Source organism: Paraburkholderia dinghuensis (genome assembly GCF_003837865.1).
In the GTDB taxonomy this organism is placed as follows: Bacteria; Pseudomonadota; Gammaproteobacteria; order Burkholderiales; family Burkholderiaceae; genus Paraburkholderia; species Paraburkholderia dinghuensis.
This window is the reverse complement of sequence record NZ_RQIS01000009.1, coordinates 162,961-184,204: the sequence shown is the minus strand read 5'-3', so window position 1 is coordinate 184,204 and position 21,244 is coordinate 162,961. Positions and strand designations below refer to the sequence as shown.

Genomic DNA, 21,244 nt, shown 5'->3' with positions numbered 1-21,244 from the left:
GCTTACGTCGTCGGCCCGCCAGCCGTACCGGAAACCTGCAACGCCGGTCGATCACCCTTGCCGAATACCACCATGTACAGCGCCGGCAGAAACACCAGCGTCAACAACGTCGCCACCAGCAGTCCACCCATGATCGCGAAGGCCATCGCACCCCAGAACACGGTCGGCGCGATCGGGATCAGTCCGAGCACGGTCGAGATCGAAGTCAGCATCATCGGCCGTATGCGCGAGGTGCCTGAGGCGACAACGGCCTCGAGCACACCCATGCCCTCACGGCGATTGGTGTCGATCTGCACGATCAGGATCAGGCCGTTCTTCGCGATCATGCCGATCAACGCGAGAATGCCCAGAATCGCGACGAAGCCGAGCGGCCGGTTCGAAACCAGCAGCGCCAGCACGACGCCGATCAGCCCCAATGGCATCACCGAGACCACCATCGCCAACCGTTTGAAGCTCACCAGCAGCACCATCATGCTCGTCAACATCAGCACGATCATGACGGGCACGACGGCAAACACCGATGCTTGCGACGCCGAACTTTCCTCGTACAGTCCACCGGTCTCTATCTTGTAGCCCTTGGGCAGCTTCGCCTTGAACCCGGCGATCTTCGGCGCGAGTTTCGCGACGACTTCGTCGGGAAGCACGCCATGCACCACGTCCGCGCGCACAGTGAGTGTCGGTACGCGGTTGCGCCGCCATATCAGCGGTGACTCCTGGTCCTCGGCAAACGTCGCGAACTGGCTGAGCGGAACCATTCGGCCGCTCGGCGTCGGCACCTGCAACGTGCCCAGTGTCTGTACGTTAAGGGGCTTCTCTTGCGCAGCCCGCGCTACGACATTGACCAGGTAGATGTCGTCACGGATCTGCGTGATCGGCGTACCGGTGATGATCGTGTTCATGACGCTCGCGAGCGCAGCCGTGCTGACGCCGAGCTGACGCGCTTCATCCTGGTTGATGTGAATCCGGATCTGCCGGGCCGGCTCCATCCAGTCGAAGTTGACGTCGCGACTCCGCTCGTCGGAACCGACGATACCTGCAAGATCGAGCGCGATGCCACGCACATGCGCCGGATCGGGACCCGACACGCGATACTGAAGCGGCCACCCCACTGGCGGCCCGAGTTCCAGCGGCGACACGCGAGCAATCATGCCGGGAAACCGTTCGCTCAGTATCTTCTCCAGCTTCAGTTGAAGCCGGTCGCGTGCCGCCACATTCCGGGCGACCACGATGATCTGCGCGAAAAACGGATTGGGCAGTTGGACATTCAGCGTAAGAATGAAGCGAATGGCGCCGCGACCCACATAACTGCTGAAGTGATCGACATCGGGATCGCTCTTCAAAATGGCTTCGATCTGCTGGACCTGCGCCTCGGTGGCATGGATCGATGCGTTCTGGCGCAACGTCAGGTCCACGGTCAGTTCGGACCGATCGGACGCAGGAAAGAACTGCTGAGGCACGAACCGAAGCAACAAGATCGACACCACGAACGCCGCCAGCGTGACGGCAATCGTCAGCCACCTCAACCGCAGCGCCGCGCGCAGGAACCGGCCATAGGCCGTGATCACCTTGCCGGGCTTCGGCGGCTCCTTGCTTGCCTTGGGTGCCTTCAGAATGGCTTGACCCATGAGCGGCGAGAAAACCACCGCGCCAAACCACGACACGAGCAGCGCGATCGCGACCACGGCGAAGATCGAGAACGTGTATTCGCCGGCCGAACTCCTCGCGAAGCCAATCGGCACGAAACTGGAAATCGTGACGAGCGTGCCGACGAGCATCGGCGCGGCCAGCGTACGGTAAGCGAAAGTCGCCGCCTGGTCCTTGCTGTCGCCGGCGGCAAGGCGGTTGATCATGGCGTCGACCGTCGTCATGGCGTCGTCGACCAACAGCGTCAACGCGATGATCAGCGCACCCAGCGAAACCCGGTGCAGGTCGATGTGCACGAGGTCCATGATCGCAAAGACGATAGCCAGCGTCAGGGGGATCGACAGCGCCACCACCATCCCCGGCCGTACGCCGAGACTCACGAAGCTGCACACCAGGATAATCGCAATGGCCTGCCAGAGGGAGGCCATGAAATCGTTGATTGCGATATCGACGGTATCGGCCTGATTGGCGACCAGGGATGGCTCGATGCCCACGGGCAGGTTCGCCGTGATGTCGGCCATCTCGGCCTTCAGGTTGCGGCCAAGCGCCAGAATGTCGCCCGAATCGCGCATGGCGATCGCAAGACCGATCGCCGGCTTGCCGTTGACACGGAACATCGGTTGCGGCGGGTCCGAGAAACCGCGTCTCACCGTCGCGATATCGCCGAGGCGAACGATGCGGCCTCCCAATACCAGATTCACATCTTCGATGTCGCGTTCGGAATCAAAAGCACCACTCACCCTGAAGAACACCCGCTCCTGCCCGGTTTGCAGCACGCCGGCCGGCCTGATGACGTTTTGCGCGGTCAATGCGCCAACGATGGTCGGGTAGTCCAGACGCAGCCCGGCGAGACGGCTGGTCGAGAACTCGATGTAGATCTGTTCGTCCTGCGCGCCGAGGACCTCGATCTTCGATACGTCCGGCACCAGCAGCAAACGTGAGCGAATCGCTTCGACGTGATCGCGCAACTCGCGCATGCTGTAGCCGTCCGCCGTGAACGCGTAGATGATGCCGTAGGTGTTGCCGAAGTCGTCATTGAAGAACGGCCCAATCGTCCCCGCCGGCAGCGATTGCTGCATATCGCCAACGTTCTTGCGAACCTGATACCAGGTATCGGGGACTTCGGAAGGTGGCGTCGACTGCAGAAGATCGACAAAGATCGTTGTTTGCCCCGCCGTCGTAAAGCTGCGTATGCGGTCGACGTGGCGAGTCTCCTGCAAGGTGCGCTCGAGCCGTTCGGTTAGCTGGGAAAGCGTGTCGTCGATCGTGGCACCCGGCCATACCGCCGACACCACCATGGTGCGGATGGTGAAGACCGGATCTTCGGCACGCCCTAACCGGATAAACGACAAGGTTCCCGCGACAAGTGCGCCGATCATCAGGAACACGACGAGTGGGCGCTTCGAAAGCGCCCACTCCGATAGATTCGGGCCAATCACCTCGGTGCCTCGGTCCAGTTGATCTTCTGTCCCGGTCGCAATGCCTGCGCGCCGGCAGTCACGACCACGTCGCCAGGGGCCAAACCGCGCGATACCTGCACGCGGTCCTCGGCGTAGGCTTGAAGCTCCACGTCTCGCACCGATACCGTTCCGGTCTTCGTATCGACCACCCAGACCGACGATGTCTGGCCAGGCTGGATCAGGGCACTGGAAGGTATCTCGATGGCCGGCGGGCGCTGGAGTTTCATCTGACCGATCACCGTACTGCCGAGGCGCATGGTCGCCGGAGGATTGAGCACCCGAACCCTGACCGCAAACGTCCCCGTAACCGGATCGGCGCGGGGCGACACTTCGCGAACCTTGCCGGTGGCGGTAATCGTCGGATTGCCGGCCAGCGCAACGACAATGTCGGGATTCCCCGGCGCGATGTCCTTGATCGCCGCGGGCACGTCGAAAACGGCGTCCATCGCCCCTTCGCGTGCGATCTGCACGATCATACGGCCCGCCCCAATGACCTCGCCCGGCTCGGCACCACGCGCCGTCACCACGCCAGCGACGTCCGAAACCAGATCGGTATAGCTCAGCCGGTTCTGCGCAATATTGACCAACGATTGCGCGGATTCGACCTGCGACTGCGTGATCCTTGCCATCGCTTCGGCCTGCTCGAAAGAAGCACGCGACACGGCACGCTCCGCCAGCAGATTGCGCATGCGGTTGAACATGGTGTTCGCCTCGAGGGCCTGAGCCTGAGCGGCGGCCAACTGGGCCCGGGCGGACTGCAGGTTGCTCTCTTCGTTCATCCGGTCGAGCCGTGCCAGCACCTGGCCCGCCGTGACCCGGTCCCCGACGTCGACATTACGGGAAATCATTCTTCCGTCGATACGGAACGATTGATTGATCTCGGCCTGTGCCTGCAGCCTGCCGGTCAAAGCGATGGTTGTCCCCGCCGCCTGCTTTTCTATCGTCACAACGCGTACGGGGCGGACTTCGGTCACTGGGGCCTCCTCGCCCTTACGACAGCCCGCCAGCAGTGTGCCTGCCGCCAACGCACACAGCGTCACGATCAAAGAGAGAGAAAAAGCTCGTCCCGTTTCGTGGTTAGCAAACACTGGAACTTTCCTCTGGATTCCTGAACAGGCTTCCATTCGCCGAACCTGCGGCGAAAGCTTCCGCGCGCAGCCACACCTGCAGCACTAGAATTCCACCGCGTCACGAATGATCGGACAGGTCATGCAATGGCCACCGCCGCGCCCACGCCCGAGTTCCGCACCGACGATGGTCACGACTTCGATTCCGGCCTTGCGCAGCAGCGTATTCGTATACGTGTTGCGGTCGTAGGCGAATACAACGCCTGGTGACGTGCAGATCAGATTCGCGCCGCTGTCCCACTGCGTGCGCTCGCGCTGGTAGTCGTTGCCGCCCGCCTCGACAACCCGCATCTTTTTGATGCCAAGCGCCTCGCTCACCACATCGACGAAGGCCTTTTTCTCCGGATGGAGTTCCACGCCCGCCGGATGATCGCTGGGACGGTACGAGAACGTCCGCGTGCGCGCGAGGAAATCCGGCGCAATCAGCACACAATCACGGTCGGCAAAGGTAAACACCGTATCGAGGTGCATGGCCGCGCGGATTTTTGGAATCGCGGCGACGATCACGCGTTCGGCCGCGCCGCGCTTGAACAGCGTCGCGGCAAGCTGGCTGATCGCCTGACGCGAAGTGCGCTCGCTCATGCCGATGAGCACCGTCTTGTTGCCGATCGGCATGACGTCGCCGCCCTCGAGCGTCGCGAGCCCGTGATCCTGGGTTGCGTCTCCCCACCAGACGTTGACCTTGCCGGCAAAGTCCGGATGAAACCGGTAGATCGCCTCGGCAAGGATCGTTTCCTCGTGCCGCGCGGGCCAGTAAAGCGCATTGAGCGTCACGCCGCCGTAGATCCAGCATGTGGTGTCGCGTGTATACAAGGTGTTCGGCAGCGGCGGCAACAGATATTCGGTGGAACCGGCCGCTTCGCGCACGACCTTGAGCGCGGCTCCGCCATGCGTTTCCGGAAAGTCATAGATCGAGAGGCCGCCGAGTAATGTCTCGGCGAGCGCGCGATTGTCGAGGCCTTCCAGATAGCTTCGCAGTTCGTCGATGAAACCCAGCCCGACCTGGTTCGGGACAATCTGGTTGTCGAGAATCCATTTCTTGCCTTCGGGGACCGCCACCGTTTCGGCGAGCAGGTTGTGCATTTCGACCACGTCGACGCCACGGTCGCGCATCTTCGCCACGAAGTCGAAATGATCCCGCTTCGCGTTGTCGACCCATAGCACGTCGTCGAAGAGCAATTCATCGCAATTGCTCGGTGTGAGACGCGAATGCGCCATGCCCGGCGCGCAGACCATCACTTTCCGGAGTTTCCCGACTTCCGAATAAACCCCGTATGGACTTTCGGCCGCCGCCGCACGCTTTTCACCGCCCTTTTCCTTAGCCTTTCCCTTTGCCATATTGATCTCCGATCGTTTCGTCTAGATCGCAATGAGCCCCATTGCGAGAGCGATGACGCCCACGACGGCTGCTGCGGCCGCCACGAAGAAAATCACCCAGTCGCGCATGCGTTCGAAGACTTTCAGCTTGCGCTCGCGCCGTGCGACGACGTACAGCACCGTGCCCGGTGCATACAGGATTGCCGAAAGCAAAATGAATTTCAGGCCGCCGGCAAAGATCATGAAGAGCGTGTAGATGACCGCGACCGACGCCAGCGCGAGATCCCGCTTGCGTTCTTCGGGCCGTACCTCGTAGCTCTCGCCGCGGTTCGAGACCATCCACCCGTAGGCCGCGACGAGCAGATACGGGATCAGCGACATCGCACTGGTGAGATTGAGCATCAGCGCGAATGCGTCATACGAGAAATACGTGCTCGCAACGAGTAACTGGACGACGATGTTGGTGATCCACAGCGCATTGGCCGGAACGTTGTTGGCGTTTTCGCGCGCAAACACGGCGGGCATGTCCTCATTGCGCGCCGCAGCGAACATCACCTCCGCGCAGATGAGCGACCACGCCAGGTACGCGCCGAGCACCGATATGATCAGACCGATGCTCACGAATACCGCACCCCATGGACCGACCACGCTTTCCAGCACCCCCGCCATGGAGGGTTGGCGTATCTCCGCGACGTCCCCGCGCGGCAGCACGGCGAACGGCAGCATGGACACGAGTACCATCAGCGCCGTCACCCCGCCGAAGCCAAGGATAGTCGCGCGCCCAACGTCTGCGCGCTCCTTCGCGTAGCGCGAATACACGCTCGCGCCTTCAATGCCGATAAAGACAAACACGGTCACGAGCATCGTCGCGCGCACCTGCCCGATGATGCCCCCCGCCTCTTGCGCGGCGGACTCGATATTCAGCCGGAAGGTACCGTACTCGAACACGAAAATCAGAATGACGACAAACACCACGATCGGAATGATCTTGGCGAACGTCACGATGGTGTTGATGAATGCGGCCTGCTTGACGCCGCGAAGAATGAGGAAATGAAACAGCCAGATGCCAACGGAGGCGACCGCGATGGCCGTCACCGTGTTGCCATCTCCGAAGACCGGAAAAAATGCGCCCAGCGTGGACTTGATCAGCACCCAGTACGAGACGTTACCGATGCAACTGCCGATCCAGTAACCGAAGGCTGAAAGAAAACCGGGGTAATTGCCGAAGCCTTCCTTTGCGTAGACAAACACACCGGCGTCGAGTTGGGGCTTGCGTTCCGCCAATGACTGGAACACCCGTGCCAGCGTGTACATGCCCACCCCCGCCACGACCCAGGCAATGGCCGCACCGAGTGGCCCCGTTGCATGGGCGAAGGTGCGCGGAAGCGAAAATATCCCGGCACCGACCATGCTTCCGACGACCATCGCAGTCAGTTGCAGGCGGCTCATCTTCTGCTCGGTATCGGCCATCGGTTTCCTCGCTTTGTCTGGGACTTCGCTTTGTCGAGAGACCAACCTCGCCGGCGTCGCGCATCGTCATCCTGACCGGAGACTCCAGCGCTTCGGCGTGGGTGCGCGCTTCATCGCGTCACGCTAGCCGAATTGTTCCCATGCACCTCCAGTACGCCGTTGCATGGGAAGAACTGCTATCCACATACTGCGTTGTTGAAATCAATTGCGCGAACTCCGATTCCTTGCATGGCGAGAAAAACTACGCCGCGCGTCTAAAAAGAGACTAGCCGATTTTGAAGAAAATCGTCCGCAGATGGGGACGCAACCGGCGACGTTGCGGCTGTGGTTACGGATGTATGCAAATATCACGCGCCCTGATCTTTCTTTCCGAGTGTCTCCAGATGTTTTCTCGCTTCAGCCTCGCTTTCGAAGATATGTGGCGCCACGCCGCGTTCCACCAGCGCATCACGCAGCTTCGCTCGCAGAAAAGCACTCGTGGTATAGCGCGTGACGCCTGAGTAGTGGCGCGAGACGACGTCGCGCACCATATCGGTATACGCATCGAGCACATCGGGCAGCACCATGAAGTTGTCGTAATCGACCAGTGCCGGCACCTTGTCTTGCGTCCCCGCGAGCTTTTCTTCAATGGCCGCCCGAATTGCCGCAATATCGTCGACGTTACGGACTGTCAGGCCGGCGAAGTTCGCGAAGAAGATGTGCTGCACGGGGTCCAGCACGAAGCGATCCCCCAGCGGCATCCGCAGAAGGGTCTCGCGCAGCCCCATTGGCGCGGGCGAGAAGATGGCCGCATCCATCGTCTTGACCTGTGCGGAGATCGCAGGCCGGAACGCCATTTTCGACAGCACGTCGCGCTCGAGATCGATGCCTGGTGCAAGCTCGATCAACTCGAGCCCGTGGTCCGTGAGACGAAACACACAGCGCTCGGTGATGTACAGCGTCGTCTGTCCGCGCCGCAACGCCACCGCGCCGCTGAAAGTGACATGTTCGACCTGCTCGACGAACTTGCACACGGCCCCGTCACGGCGAATCGCGACCTTCCCGTCCCGAACTTCCACATCGAGTCCGCTCGTGTTGAACGTGCCGACGAACACGACCTTCCTTGCGCTCTGGCTGATGTTGATGAAGCCGCCCGCGCCTGCCACGCGTGTCCCGAACTTGCTGACGTTGAGGTTGCCGTCGCGATCGGCCTGGGCAAGCCCGAGAAAGGCGACATCGAGCCCCCCACCATCATAGAAGTCGAACTGGTACGGCTGGTCGATGACGGCTTGCGAGTTGACGGCTGCGCCGAAGTCCAGCCCACTAGCCGGAATTCCTCCGATGACACCGGGTTCGGCCGTCAGCGTCAGCAGACTGTCGATCCTTTCCTCCGCAGCAACGACCGCGACACCTTCCGGCATGCCGATCCCGAGGTTGACAATGCTGTTCGCTTTCAATTCCATTGCGGCGCGGCGCGCGATAATCTTGCGCTCGTCGAGCGGCATGGGTTTCCCGGCGCTCGGCGGTACCCTGATCTCGCCCGTGAACGCCGGACTATAGGGTGTACTGAACGTTTGCCAGTGATTCTCCGGGCGGGCGTGCACGATGCAGTCGACCAGAACGGCGGGCACTTTCACCTGCCGTGGATGCAACGTTCCGCGATCCGTAATGCGCTCGACCTGCGCGATCACAATGCCACCGCTGTTGCGTGCGGCCATTGCGATCGAAAGTGACTCAAGCGTCAGCGCCTCACGCTCCATGGTGAGGTTTCCGTCGAGGTCGGCCGTGGTCGCCCGGATGATCGCGACATCGATCGGAAAGGCTTTGTAGAAGAGGCTTTCCTCGCCACCGAGATGGCAAAGCTCCACGAGTTCCTCGGTCGTCCGAGCGTTCATCTTGCCACCACCGTTTCGCGGATCGACAAACGTACCGAGTCCAATGCGGCTCAGGTGCCCGGGCCGCCCCCCGGCGATATCACGGAACAGGCATGAAATCACGCCTTGCGGAAGGTTGTACGCCTCGACGCGATTCTCGATCGCCAGCCGTCCGAGTTGCGGCACAAGCCCCCAGTGGCCGCCAATCACGCGGCGCAACAAACCATCGTGTGCCAGATGGTTCAGGCCTCGGTGCTTGCCATCGCCTTGACCCGCCGCGTAAACGAGCGTCAGATCGCGCGGATCGTGCTGCGACAGGAACCGTTCCTCCAGAGCCAGCGCAACCTCTTCTGCAAATCCGATGCCGACGAATCCGGAGGTGGCAACCGTGTCACGGCTTCTGATCAAACGGACGGCATCGGCCGCCGTGACGACTTTTCCCACCTCGACCGGGACGGTCCGCATTGAGCGATATGACATGTTGAATCCCTCCGGCGACGTTTGCGTGCGTTCCTCGCCAACCGACAGGCCGCAAGACGCACGCTCCGGCCTTGATCGGACCCGCGGCCACATCGAACGAGATTACCGCTTTCGCGTTTCGCGCGCGCGGATGAAGCATGCTGCGGATGACGCAATGAATCAGGCGTGCGTTCAATCGGCTCAATGTTTTTAAGCGACGGAAACGATTTCTGCAGACACTCTCCCCTTCGGCGCAGGAACAATGTCGTTTGTTATCGTTCTCGCAGCCCTGACGATTCGCGTGCTCGCCGCGTGGCCTGGCGACAGGCGTGAGGATAGGGATGTGTATGGCAAACGTCGCGTGCCCGGAGAAGCACGCGAAAAGACCGCATCGGAGGCAATGACTTCACGCACGACGTTGCGAATATCGGCCGGAAGGCGGCCTCGCATACTCAGCAACGCCTTGGCGAGGCCCGGCGTGAAGTCGAGAGAACGCAGCACTGCGGGATCGCTCAGCCGCTCATTGAGCCCGCAACGCTCGATGGCCCGCGTTTGCATGCGCCCGAATGCCTCCTGGGGAAAGAGCTTGCGAGCACGATTGACCCGGTCGATCGCGGGCTACTGACTCGGGTCCAGCGAGCCCGCCGCGGGTTGCAGCAGGCCCCGCCCCCGCATTCCAGGTCGTACAGGTGATCGAGCGCCTGCGATCAGCGTTCGTGCTTGAGGCCCAACGCCGACGCCACCGCCTCCAGCCAGCCGCGTCCGAAATCGCGATCCGGCTCGAGGTAGGTCCCTTCGGCCCATTCGTTCCATGCGTTGATGAAGACCAGTTCGCCCGCACGGGTGGGCGCCAACTGCTGATGCACGACCAGTCGGCGCAGCCAGCGCCGCAGCTTCGCCGGCGTGGCACCGTGGAAGGCGTTCGCACGCAACAGCCTGCGCGCGGTGTTGTCCCAGCCCGCCATGACTGCGGGATGCGTATTCCCGGGATTTTCCGCGCGTAGCGCGCTCATGACCTGCACGACGGTATCGTAGTCGAACAGGTGGCCCTCGAAACCGGGCGTGAGTTCATTCACGCGTTCGTTGATCTTGATACTCGGCACCCGATGCGGCGGAAAATCGACGTAATGATCGACGCCGATATCGCACGGGTTGTCCGGGTAAGTCGCGCCTTGCTCGATGAACGTCCGGTTGAGGCACAGATACACTTCCCCCACGCCGAGTTTCCTCAGCCTGGCGCGCAGTGTCCGCACGGCTGCGATCCGATCGGGAATATGCATGAAGCGATAGATCAGCAGAATCGGCTTGCCGTGAAAGCGGAAATACCGAGGGTCGCGCAGCACGGGCGCGATGTCGGCCGCGAATTTTTCCACCCAGCCCGCGCCGTAAGTCTGCGGCATCAGCACCTCGCGACTGCCGCCGTCCCAGTTTCTCGACCACGGCTCGTTGGCCCAGCAGATCATGAACGGGAAATCCGGCTTGCCGCTCGCGAGCACTTCGTCCAACGGGCGGTGCAACACACGCTGACCGTCGAACCAGTAGTAGTAGTAGCAAAACGCCGATACGCCGTACTGGCGGGCGAGCGCCACCTGGCGTTCACGCACCTCCGGCAGGCGAAGGTCGTAGAACCCCAGATCAGCCGGCAGACGCGGCTGCCGGTGATGCTGAAACATCGGCTTCGCGCGCGTGACGTTCGTCCACTCCGTGAAGCCCTGCCCCCACCATTTATCGTTTTCCTCGGTCGGGTGAAATTGCGGGAGGTAGTACGCAATGGTCTGAAGCGCGGGGGCCTCCGCAGCGCGCGCGGGCGCCGCCTCGGGCGATGCACCGGCCTCGGGCAGATCCGGGAGCGCGTCGATTCGCATGTACGCGTCGCCGCACGCAAGACCGATCAAGCGCTCGACCGCTTCGCCGGTCATGGCGTTCTGCGGCGACAGCGCCGGATCGAAGTCGGCGGGCGTGAGCTTGAGCGCAGCGATCGAGCGCAGCGGGAACGGTCTGAGCCAATACACGGGCCCGCCGGGGAACACGGAGGTCTTCGACATCCGGTCGAGACCCACCCGCGCGCCAAGACTGAAAACGCGCTGACGCACCTCGCCCCAATGCGCATCCTGATCGCCGTACTTGTGTCCCGGCGCGACGACGATACCCAGATCGGGGTCGGCATCGAACGCGTGCACGATCTTCTCGAGCGCGCCGTCCGCGCCCAAACCGCCCGCTTGCAGCGCGGCGCGCAAGACGTCCGGCGACTGCGCCGCCTGGATATCCGCCGCGCGCACCTTGCAGATCAGGTCGTACTCGAAAAGCAAGCCGTCGTTCAGCAAGGTCAGCAGCAACGGTATGTCGCTGTCGCCGTACGCGAGAAGCAGCAAGCGTGCCGCGGGGAATGACGCCGCGATGGTCGCCGCCATATCGGACGGCGCTTCCTGCGAGAGACCGACGAACAGATCGAACGGCACGGCAACGTCAGCCAATGCATCCTTCACGACGGGCCATGACGCGCCGTCGCCGAGATGCAGAACGAACGCCAGACGGCCGGATTTCGGCATCATCCGGAGTCCGAACAGATCCGGCCAGGTGCGCACCGGCTCAGCGACAGGGACAGGCGCCGGCACCGGTGCCGGCGACTCGGCGTGCACCTGCGGCTGCGCCGAAGCCGGCGCAGCTTGCTCGCCCGTGCGCCGATTCTCCAGTTCGTCCCTGCGCTGCAGGTACGTGAAGTAATACTCGACGATGCCGGTATCGATCGCCGCATGCTTGAGTGCATCGAGGACGATCAGTTCGTCGCGCGCGATCTTCACGTTGCCGTTCTCGTCGGTCCGCTCGCTGGCCGGCAACTGGATCGAATTGAACTGCCGCACGCGCCATCTGGACGGCGACAGCCCGATCATCAGCGAGGCCATCGCTTCGATCACGAACACCTTCACCGGCACATGATGCGTACCCCAGGGAATTTGCGCGTTGAGCAGTTGCCCCAACTCTCCTTCGCCGCGCTCCGCGAGCTGGAACACCGTCTCGCAATGCCCGAGCCATGCCTGCCAGAATGCCGGCTTCGCGACGATATAGTTGGCGAACACAGTCTGCGTGGCGCACATCACCAGCGTTTCGAGCAGCGTGCGGCTGTCCTGCCCCGGCGCCATGAGCGACACGACGCCCCGAACGGCAGTTGCCGCGTCGGGATGAGTACGCTCGATCTGTTCGTAGACGCTACGGAAGTACGCCACGTCCGCAAAACCCGGCGTAAAAGCGACGACATCGGTGTCTTCGGGCATGCCCTCCACGAACTGCGCTACCTGCTGCGCGTTCAGCCCGGTCCGTTCGCCCAGTTGCGCCGAGAAAAATCCGTAGCCCACGGCCGGATCGACAGGGTTCTGAAGCAGAAAGCGCCGCACCGCCCAATAGTCGAACCAGTCGAGACGTTGCCCCGTATTGTCGAGCGGGATAAAGCCTTTATCGAGCGCAGTGCGCGCGTCTTCCGAATGGAATATTTGGAATAGATTGTGTTTCATTCGTGAGGAGGAACGACAGGCGAGGCACGAACGCGATTCGGGCGGCAAGATCAGCCGTTGCGCAAACCCGGTCGCCGGTTTTTATGCTGCTTTACGCTTCACGACAAGCACGGCCTGCCAGAAGCGCGCCGGATCGTCGATGTAATCGACAATCTCGAAGTACCGGGTCCAGTGTTTCGCGATGAACGAAAGCGGCACGACGGCATCTCCGTACACGTCGGACGAGCGAACCCCGCCGCCGCCGGTTGGCAGATACGCGATCTTGCCCTCGTTGAACTGATTGAGGAATTGCCCAACGGAAGGAGCATGCTGAGCCAGCACCTCGTGCCAGCCGTTGTCCTGAGTACTTTTCTTGCCCAATTCGGCGATGAAATACAGGAAGCGCCGCGGCTCCATCGTCAGCGTGAAGGTGCCGCCTGGACGGATGACGCGAGCGAGTTCGTGCATCCAGTGCATGTGGACCGGCTCCGGCAAGTGCGTGAAGACCGAGTACGCCATGGCGTGCGAGAAAAAGCCGTCATCGAACGGCAGCTTGCCGGTCGGCTGAATCCGTGCGAATTTTCCCGGCACCGCCGTTTGCAGGCAGGTCGACAGAATGTCGGGATCCACATCGACGCCGAACAGTCCGCTCTCCCTCACATCTTTCCAGAAGAACCGTAGATACCGCCCCCAGCCGCATCCGAAATCGAGAATTCTGGAGTCGGCTTGCAGCGGCGAACCCACGCCCGCTGCCTGACGCTTCAGTTCTACATAAAACTGGTAAGCCTCGTGCAATGCCGTCGCGTTGGCGGAGCCGACGAAATTCGACTGCAATTGATCGGCCGGAAACCGCGGGAAACGCACGCCCTCGATTACCTCGTGCTGCACGCTGAGGGACAGCACTTTCAGCCAGTCGGCATCGCTCAACTTATGAAACACGGTAAACGCGTCGTTACCAGCATTGCCGCTCGCCGCGCGCACTTCAGCCACATCCGTTGCCATCGTCGGTGTCCACAAAATTCCCGGCGCCATGCGCCCATCGCGGGCCATTGAATGCCCACACTGGTTCGACCCAAATCAAGCTAGCTCAAATCCACAGAAATTCCCGGCGCCGTGCGCCCATCGCGGCGCCATTGAATGTCCACAATGGCCTGATCTAGCTCAAATTAGCTCAAACAATCGCGTAATGCTAAAGCGGCCCCGCGCCGGTAAAACGGTGGAACAAGCCGCCAAACACCCGCCAGTTCACCCAATAGCGGGACGCCTCGCGCGACGGAGCAGCCGCGGCGAAACCTCGATAATCCCAGGGAAAATGTCGTCAGCAGATCTGGCGCGACCCTCGCCATACGCTCGGGCGGAATACGGAGAACCTCAGGTGGTGATCAGTGCCGGGCGGCAGGCCGGCGGCATGTGCGCGGCCCCAGCAAACGATCCCGCAGTCGAATCAGGCGCTTCGCGGCAGTGCGTACAGCATCAGATCGTCGCCGCCGGCCTCGCCGTGGCAACGCAGATAGAGCGCGTAGCCGGCATCGACGAACCCTTCCGCGATGTCCATCAGATCGTCCGGCCGGTGATAGACGCTGATCGCGAGAAGCGGTCGACGAGCAGCGATGAAATCGCGCGAAGCCCGCAGTGCCGCTGTTTCCGCGCCCTCGATATCGAGCTTCACGTAGAGTTGCCCCGGCGCGTCGAAATCGGACAGCATGACCGCCTCGACCTTGTGCTCCGACATCGGATCGACGGACGAACCTTCTCTCCCGCGCTCGTTAAAACCGATCATGCCACGCGTGTCCATAATCGCCTGTGCGTGGAACTCCACCCGATCGAGTATGCCGAGTCGGGTCATGCGTGCGCGTGCGCGCGCGAGATTGGTCACGTCCGGCTCGACGATCTGGATTCGCGAGAATCGTCCGCCGCTGAGCGCCAGAAAATCTTCCGCCGTATCGCCATCGAATGCGCCTGCATCCACATACGTCACATCGGGTTGCAGTGCCGCGACGAGGAATGGCACATCGCGCCGCGATGTCCAGACGATTTTTTCGAATTGGCCCGTCAATCGAAATTGAAGGTGCGCATCCAGCGTCTGCCGCGAAAGCGCATCCTCCAGGAGTGGGGCGATCTGCGTATAACGCTCGAGCTTTTGCTTCAGCACATCGGCAGGTTCGAAGAACGCGTAAGCCGTATCGATGCTCGACGAAACGAACAGATCCGCAAACGAATTCACATTCAGCGAAGGATATTGCTGCAGAATCTGTTCCCGCTTGCGCTCCCAGGAGAACCGCGGTTGATAAATACAGATGTATAGCTGGTGCCGGCTCGCCGGAGTGCTGGCGAACTGTTCGAGGCTGACTACATCGTGCCCGTCGATGCAGGTTCCCTGCTTTTCAGGCGTATCGTCGACGAACACGAAGGGCTGTGCAAATGCCTGCCCGATGCTGCGCCCGACGAGGCCCGCCCCGTACAAACCGACTAGCGCGGATGATTTCACTGCGAACTCCTGAATACGCCTGATGGTCTTGGGATAGGGGTCGTGCTATTTCGCCGCTTTCGCCGCGCCGCGCCGTTACGCGCGCGTACCATCGTGTCCGCATCGCGCGAAGAATTCGCGAATGCTCGCACATACTGTGAGCACCGTTTCCTCCGTCATATACGGTGCAAACGGCAAGCTCAACACTTCGGATTGCAGCTTGTCAGTGATCGGCAGATCGGGCCACGCTTCGGCCGCGTAGGCCGCTTGTCGATGGTTGGGCGTCGGATAGTGAATCTGCGTCGCAATGCCCTGCGAGGCCAGATGCGCCTGGAGTGCCGCACGCGCGCCCGTTCTGATCACGAACAGATGCCACACCGGCATCGCGTCATCCAGCACATGCGGGAGCCCGACCGGCACCCCGGCGAGCCCGTTCAGATAGACGGCGGCAAGCGCCGCGCGGCGTGCGTTGTCGGCATCGAGGTGGCGCAGCTTCACGCGCAGTATTGCGGACTGGATGTCGTCGAGACGCGAGTTCTGCCCCGCCAGATCATGACGGTATTTGACGGACGACCCGTAGTTGCGCAATTTGCGCAGCGTTTGCGCGAGAACGGCGTCGTTCGTCGTAATGGCGCCGCCGTCTCCGAGCGCACCAAGGTTCTTGCCAGGATAGAAACTGAATCCGGCCGCATCGCCCAGCGAACCCGTGCGGCGCCCGCGCCACGTCGCTCCATGCGCTTGCGCTGCGTCTTCGATGACGCGCAAACCGTGCCGTTGCGCGATTGCCTCGATCGCCGCGATGTCGGCCGGTTGGCCGTACAGATGGACCGGCACGATGGCCCGCGTTCGCGACGTCACCGCCGCTTCGATACGCGCCGGATCGATGTTCGCGGTGCGCTCGTCCGGTTCGACCGGCACAATACGCGCTCCGACCTGACTGACTGCGAGCCACGTAGCAATGAACGTATTGGCCGGCACGATGACTTCGTCACCGGCGCCGATACCGTACGCGCGCAGGATCAAGTGCAATGCGTCGAGTCCGTTCGCAACGCCGACGCAGTGCGCGACGCCGCAATAGTCCGCGAACGCCTGCTCGAATGCGCGCGTCTCCTCGCCAAGCACGTACCACCCCGACTCGATCACCCGGCCGATGGCGTCACGGATGTCCGCTTCGTACGGCGCGTTAACCTGCTTGAGATTCAGAAAATCGATTGGCATGCGCATTTTGGCGAATCAGGAGGCGTGGACTGTCGTCGTCGACGCTATTCGACCGCCTGGCGCCGCTGTCCGGCCAGCCGCAAGAATTCGTCGTGGTCGCGAATGTAGTCGGCCGGATCGTAATGCTCGGATGCCAGCACGAGGCATACGGCGCCGGACGAAAAATTGTCGAGCGTTCGCCACATCATCGGGCAGACGTACAGGCCGTAATACGAGCGATTCATATGGAAGCGCCGCCGGTCGTGGCCATCGTCGAGCACGACGTCGAAGCTGCCGGACATCGCAATTACGAACTGATGCAGATTCCGGTGCGCATGTGCGCCGCGATCCGAGCCGCCTGGCACGTCGTACAGGTAATAGGCGCGGCGGAAGTCGAACGGCACGTGGTTGCCGCCCTCCACAAAGGTGAGATTGCCACGCGGATCCGTAATTTTAGGCAGCTCGATAATCCGGCAATCATTGAGGGGCACGCGCCTGCTCCGTCTTAGAGAATCCAAACACTTGATGGACGGCACCGCCCGTGCCAATAAATGGATGGCACGGACGTCGATACAGTCTGAGCGGCCTATTCTCGCAGCCGGTCCGGCTGCGCAAATTCCCGATTACCCGGTCCAAAACCCGCCAATTCGGCCGACCGGACCCAAGGCCGGACTCAACGCAGATATGGCGCGATTTTCCGATAGTCCTGTTCCGCGTATTGCGCATCGTCCAGGAACATCTGCAGCGGATCGGTGTACAGCGGCAGCATGTCGGGCACGGCGGGCGTATCGGCGCTGCCGTCGATCGCGCGCGTCAGCGCATCGAGCGTGTGAAATTGCTCGAAACGCGCGCGTGCCACACGCGACTCCTCCTCGAGCCGCGTCGCCGTGAGGCCGCGCAAATGCGCGAGCAACTCATCCGGATGCCGCCACATGAATGCGCCCGGATAAAACATCTCGCGCCCGCTGAAAAACGGCGAAATATAGCAGTCGTGCCCGATGGCCGGCGTACCGGAACCCATTGCCTCGATCAGCACCTTGCCGCCCCCCAGCGGAAACGACGCCAGCATCACATCGATCTTGAACGCGTCGAACGCCCGCCATACGCTGCGCACCCGAGGCACATGAACGAAGCGTTGCGGCGGAATACCGAGCGCGTTCAGACTCCCTCGAATACGCGCCAGCGTGGATTCGGAAAGGGCACCGATATGGACGTGCAGTCCACCCGTACACGCCATGATGCGCGGCACGACATCCGCGTAGGCGTACCGGTACGCATGCTCGAACTTGCCGAGCGACGTTCCGCTCGAGCACGTGCGCAGATTGCCGTCCACCATCCAGCGGGCCCCGGTGCGGACCCCCAGATCGTGCGCCGTCAGCGGCCAGTACGCTCGCTTTTCGATCCCGAGTGCATCACGACAGTTATGCCACGCCATTGGACTGATATCGACATGCACGGCATGAGGCAGCGTGACACCCAGCGCAAGGTGGTGATCGCAATGGTGGTAGTAGATGGTTTCCTCGGCCACCGATGGCTGTGCAGCAGCAATCGCGGCGACGTCGTCGTGGTGATTCATCACGATGAGCCGCTTCGGTCGCAATTCACGCAAACGTTTCAGCGTCCATGCAAGCTTGTCGGCAAGACTGCCCTTAGGCGCGATTTCTGCCTTCGCGACGGCACCGAAGCGGGCCTCGGCAACCTCCGGGTGGGGACGACCGTAGATATCCGTATGCAGGATGACGACACGCTCGCCAAAACATCGGGTCGCGAGCAAATCCTCGAGCGCTGCGGTGTGCCCGCCGGCCCACCAAAGTTCGGTCACGAGAACCACGCAGTCGGTTCGCACCGCCTGTGCGGGCTCAGCCGCGGGCAGACGCGCGGCGCAATCCGCTCCGATCCGCTGACACGCCGCGTCGAGTCGCGCGTCGGCAAAAATCTTTGCGACGCTGCGCCGATCGTCGATGCACATCTGCACGACGTGCTGAATCAGCGACAGCGCCCCGTTCAGATCGCCGCGCATACGCCGATGCTCGATTTCGGCCAGCAACCCCTCGACCGTCGGGAAGAACTTCCGGTTCGGATCGCTGGTGTTCACCGGCGCAGTGCTCGCATCCGTCGAGAAAGCGCCATCGCGCTTGCGCTGCGCGTAAGCGTCGGCCCATTGCGTGGGTATCGCGCCCAGGCTCACATCGACCGCTTCGAGCGTACGCTCCGCGTCGACCAGCGTCTGCCCCAGTTCCATGTACGGTAGCGGGTCGGCCGGACTCAACGCGATCGCGGCCTGCTGGACCGATATCGCCGCATCGAACTGCTTTTGCTGTGCAAATAGCTGGCCAATAGCGCGAAAGGCCGGTGCGAACCCGGAATTGCACTCGACCGCACGCCGATAGCACGTGAACGCGTTCTCCGTGTGGCCGCATTCGTGCATCAACCGGCCGAAATGATAGTGCGCATCAGCGAAATCGGGCTTGAGCGCCAACGCTCGCTGATAGGCCTGCGCTGCTTCCGCGTGGCGTCCCGTCTGGTGAAGCGTGAGCGCCTGTTGCAACGCTTGTTCGCTCGGCTGCATAGCCAACTCCAATAATAAGCCGTGGATTTTTGGCGACGAACGATGCCCAACGCGGACGCTGCCGCTTCGGGTCAACCGAGTCCGAAATCGCGAACCTTGGAGCTGGCCTGCAACGGCGACACGTTTTCGGCGCCAACACTTGATATGCCGCCCGTCGCGCGCACTTCATCCGCATTCGTCGTCATCGTGCATATCGGAACAATTTCCGGCACCATCCGGCCGATCATCTCGGCACGTCGTACGCGCACTTGTCCGTATTGCAGCCGATACTACGGCGGAATCCCTCCGACCAAATCGCTGAACTACCCGCCAAACACGCGCCTATTCTGCAAGTCAATCAACTTGCAAAGATCGCCGCGTTGTTTGTTCACCCTTCGCCGGTGCGACATACTGTCGTCATGACCTGTCGATACGGATTTGCCGCCACTCGGTCGCCGAGGCGGCCGTCCTTCGTCCCTGACCGAAGAACACCCGTTCTTCCTGCGTCTTCAATTTTTCGCCCAGCATAGCCATGAAGTCGTATTGCTGAGCCATGAACGGCGGCACGATGATGTGGTTGACCGCGCGACGAATCGCCGTCGACGTATTTTTTCCCGTGCGATGGAACAACATGCTGTCGAAGAGAATCCAGTCGCCAGGCCGTGCATGCACACACAGCTGGTTTTCCAGAACGTAGCGATCCGAGGGGAACTTCTCTACCTTGTGGGTTGCGGGCAAAACGTACGTCCCGCCTGTAACTTCATCGAAAGGATCGACACACAGCAGAGCGCTCAAGGCGAGGCAACGCGAAGACGTCCAGTGTTGATAGTTCAAGTCGCGGTGCCACGAGAACTGATAGTGGTTCGTCGACGGAACGTTGAGAATCGCATTCTGCGAATACAGAATGTAATTTTTCCCCAACAGGGCGTTCGCGACGGCATGCACTTTGGGGTCCATGGCGACGTCAATGAATACGTCAAAGTCGGCCGAAGGTGCCCTGGCGATATTCGCATCATTGATCCGGCTGAGATTTTCCTCCCCGCCCAGCGTCTCACACTGCTTCGCATACGCCTTGTCCGAGCATTCGGAAATGCGCGCGATCGTGGCCGCATCGAAACTACCGGGAATGATGCTATAGCCCTTGGTAAGAATCTCCTCGACGCAGAATTCCGCTTCTGTCGTCGAGGCGTATCGCTCCGTGATGCCGTGGCGGATGATGTGTTGGTCGAGATTGCTCATCGTAGAAAGATAGTTAAGAGGCGCCGACTCACAGAACCCACTCATAGAAGTCGTGCACAATGGATCGCCCGCCAAACGCCTCTTTTTGCGAGACGAGTCCGGTATTCAGGTGCAGCCCTTGCTGTTCCGTCGATATGCCGAAACTGAAAAATTTTCTCTGCCCGTACTTCACAATCAACTCGGCGAGGAGCAGATCTAGCGCCCCCACGTTGCGGCCCGCGTCGGAATTCGCGAGGTACTGCGTGTGCGCGATGTGGCCGAAATCGTAAACAATGGCGCCAGCCAGCAATTGATCGCCTTGCTCAGCGACATGCAGCGTGATTTCCTCTGGAAACCGCTCGAACAGCAACCGCAATTCGGCGCACGAATGCGTGGGCCGTGCATCGAACCTCGCCAGAACGTGCGTGAGCAGTTCATGGAACCGGTCGACATCATCCGATCGCCTGATCTCGATTGCTGATTTCCTGGCCTTGTTAATCGCCCATTTTCTGCCTTTGGAAAAGCGGATCGGCTCGTCGAGAAAGACTACCGTCGACAGATCACGACGTATCAGCGTTGCGCCGGAGCGCGTCAATGCATACAGGTCGCTCTGGCTGGGGAGCCGATGAAACACCTGGGGAATGGCTTTGTAGATCACCGACTGGACACCCAGATTCCGGTAAAACTCGCCAATCAGCGCGAAGGCCAACAAGGTATCGTTAGCCCCCAGGTCGTCGGTATGGATCAAACCGCCGTAAGTCAGGCCGGCATGCGAGCTAACCGTGACGCCGTCCCGGCTAGCTGGAAATACGCCAACGGGCTTTTCGTTACGCAACAGGATCAGCGAACAGTCCTCGAACCGCTCCTTGTGGTAATCCATGTACTCGCGCACGTGCAGAAAATTACCGTTGCACGAATGCCGTACGACGTGATTCCAGGCATGGGCATCCTCTGCCTTGTATGCCTTGAGCGAAATGGTTGCAGCCACGTTCATTG

General features: G+C 61.4%; 14 protein-coding genes. All 14 read right to left on the bottom strand.

What is annotated here, in order from left to right; translation table 11 throughout:
- Positions 1–2: 2 nt before the first annotated feature.
- The gene (locus D1Y85_RS14225) at positions 3–3,083 is read right to left on the bottom strand and encodes an efflux RND transporter permease subunit (protein WP_124151696.1); all 3,081 of its coding nucleotides are present in this window, start codon (positions 3,081–3,083) and stop codon (positions 3–5) included.
- Positions 3,080–4,078 carry an efflux RND transporter periplasmic adaptor subunit gene (locus D1Y85_RS14220; RefSeq protein WP_221410288.1) on the bottom strand — a complete coding sequence of 333 codons (999 nt, stop codon included), beginning with the start codon at positions 4,076–4,078 and terminating at the stop codon, positions 3,080–3,082. The genes D1Y85_RS14225 and D1Y85_RS14220 overlap by 4 nt, the downstream gene beginning before the upstream one ends.
- 198 nt (positions 4,079–4,276) lie before the next feature.
- Positions 4,277–5,467 (bottom strand): arginine deiminase, encoded by a 1,191-nt coding sequence (locus tag D1Y85_RS14215; protein WP_246024914.1) that lies wholly within the window; start codon positions 5,465–5,467, stop codon positions 4,277–4,279.
- A 123-nt stretch (positions 5,468–5,590) separates the two neighbouring features.
- On the bottom strand, positions 5,591–7,018 hold the full coding sequence (locus D1Y85_RS14210) for a basic amino acid/polyamine antiporter (RefSeq protein WP_124151693.1): 1,428 nt from the start codon (positions 7,016–7,018) through the stop codon (positions 5,591–5,593).
- Between the two features lie 347 nt (positions 7,019–7,365).
- Positions 7,366–9,351: an acyl CoA:acetate/3-ketoacid CoA transferase gene (locus D1Y85_RS14205; RefSeq protein WP_124151692.1), complete on the bottom strand. Its 1,986-nt coding sequence runs from the start codon at positions 9,349–9,351 to the stop codon at positions 7,366–7,368.
- A gap of 686 nt (positions 9,352–10,037) precedes the next feature.
- Entirely contained in the window at positions 10,038–12,839 is a 2,802-nt protein-coding gene (locus tag D1Y85_RS14200; RefSeq protein ID WP_124151691.1) for a glycoside hydrolase family 99-like domain-containing protein, read from the bottom strand.
- A gap of 81 nt (positions 12,840–12,920) precedes the next feature.
- Positions 12,921–13,820: a class I SAM-dependent methyltransferase gene (locus D1Y85_RS14195; RefSeq protein WP_124151690.1), complete on the bottom strand. Its 900-nt coding sequence runs from the start codon at positions 13,818–13,820 to the stop codon at positions 12,921–12,923.
- Between the two features lie 442 nt (positions 13,821–14,262).
- On the bottom strand, positions 14,263–15,306 hold the full coding sequence (locus D1Y85_RS14190; RefSeq protein WP_185218990.1) for an FkbM family methyltransferase: 1,044 nt from the start codon (positions 15,304–15,306) through the stop codon (positions 14,263–14,265).
- 75 nt (positions 15,307–15,381) lie between these two features.
- Positions 15,382–16,503, bottom strand: a complete 1,122-nt coding sequence (locus tag D1Y85_RS14185; RefSeq protein WP_124151688.1) for a DegT/DnrJ/EryC1/StrS family aminotransferase — start codon at positions 16,501–16,503, stop codon at positions 15,382–15,384.
- 44 nt (positions 16,504–16,547) lie between these two features.
- The gene (locus D1Y85_RS14180; RefSeq protein ID WP_124151687.1) at positions 16,548–16,973 is read right to left on the bottom strand and encodes a sugar 3,4-ketoisomerase; all 426 of its coding nucleotides are present in this window, start codon (positions 16,971–16,973) and stop codon (positions 16,548–16,550) included.
- Positions 16,974–17,155: 182 nt separating this feature from the next.
- A complete protein-coding gene (locus D1Y85_RS14175; protein WP_124151686.1) occupies positions 17,156–19,051 on the bottom strand; it encodes a tetratricopeptide repeat protein in 1,896 nt (631 codons plus the stop codon).
- Positions 19,052–19,122: 71 nt separating this feature from the next.
- Complete coding sequence (locus D1Y85_RS27045; RefSeq protein WP_185218989.1) at positions 19,123–19,278, bottom strand: hypothetical protein; 156 nt, start codon at positions 19,276–19,278, stop codon at positions 19,123–19,125.
- A 169-nt stretch (positions 19,279–19,447) separates the two neighbouring features.
- Positions 19,448–20,269, bottom strand: a complete 822-nt coding sequence (locus tag D1Y85_RS14170; protein ID WP_185218988.1) for a phytanoyl-CoA dioxygenase family protein — start codon at positions 20,267–20,269, stop codon at positions 19,448–19,450.
- Positions 20,270–20,297: 28 nt separating this feature from the next.
- On the bottom strand, positions 20,298–21,242 hold the full coding sequence (locus D1Y85_RS14165; RefSeq protein WP_124151684.1) for a GNAT family N-acetyltransferase: 945 nt from the start codon (positions 21,240–21,242) through the stop codon (positions 20,298–20,300).
- Positions 21,243–21,244: the final 2 nt, after the last annotated feature.

What these genes read in the sequence shown, in the direction of transcription:
- D1Y85_RS14215 (WP_246024914.1), bottom strand. Translation starts at nt 5,467, where the DNA reads ATGGTCTGCGCGCCGGGCATGGCGCATTCGCGTCTCACACCGAGCAAT.
- D1Y85_RS14210 (WP_124151693.1), bottom strand. Translation starts at nt 7,018, where the DNA reads ATGGCCGATACCGAGCAGAAGATGAGCCGCCTGCAACTGACTGCGATG.
- D1Y85_RS14205 (WP_124151692.1), bottom strand. Translation starts at nt 9,351, where the DNA reads ATGTCATATCGCTCAATGCGGACCGTCCCGGTCGAGGTGGGAAAAGTC.
- D1Y85_RS14200 (WP_124151691.1), bottom strand. Translation starts at nt 12,839, where the DNA reads ATGAAACACAATCTATTCCAAATATTCCATTCGGAAGACGCGCGCACT.
- D1Y85_RS14195 (WP_124151690.1), bottom strand. Translation starts at nt 13,820, where the DNA reads ATGGCAACGGATGTGGCTGAAGTGCGCGCGGCGAGCGGCAATGCTGGT.
- D1Y85_RS14185 (WP_124151688.1), bottom strand. Translation starts at nt 16,503, where the DNA reads ATGCCAATCGATTTTCTGAATCTCAAGCAGGTTAACGCGCCGTACGAA.
- D1Y85_RS14175 (WP_124151686.1), bottom strand. Translation starts at nt 19,051, where the DNA reads ATGCAGCCGAGCGAACAAGCGTTGCAACAGGCGCTCACGCTTCACCAG.
- D1Y85_RS27045 (WP_185218989.1), bottom strand. Translation starts at nt 19,278, where the DNA reads ATGATCGGCCGGATGGTGCCGGAAATTGTTCCGATATGCACGATGACG.
- D1Y85_RS14170 (WP_185218988.1), bottom strand. Translation starts at nt 20,269, where the DNA reads ATGAGCAATCTCGACCAACACATCATCCGCCACGGCATCACGGAGCGA.
- D1Y85_RS14165 (WP_124151684.1), bottom strand. Translation starts at nt 21,242, where the DNA reads ATGAACGTGGCTGCAACCATTTCGCTCAAGGCATACAAGGCAGAGGAT.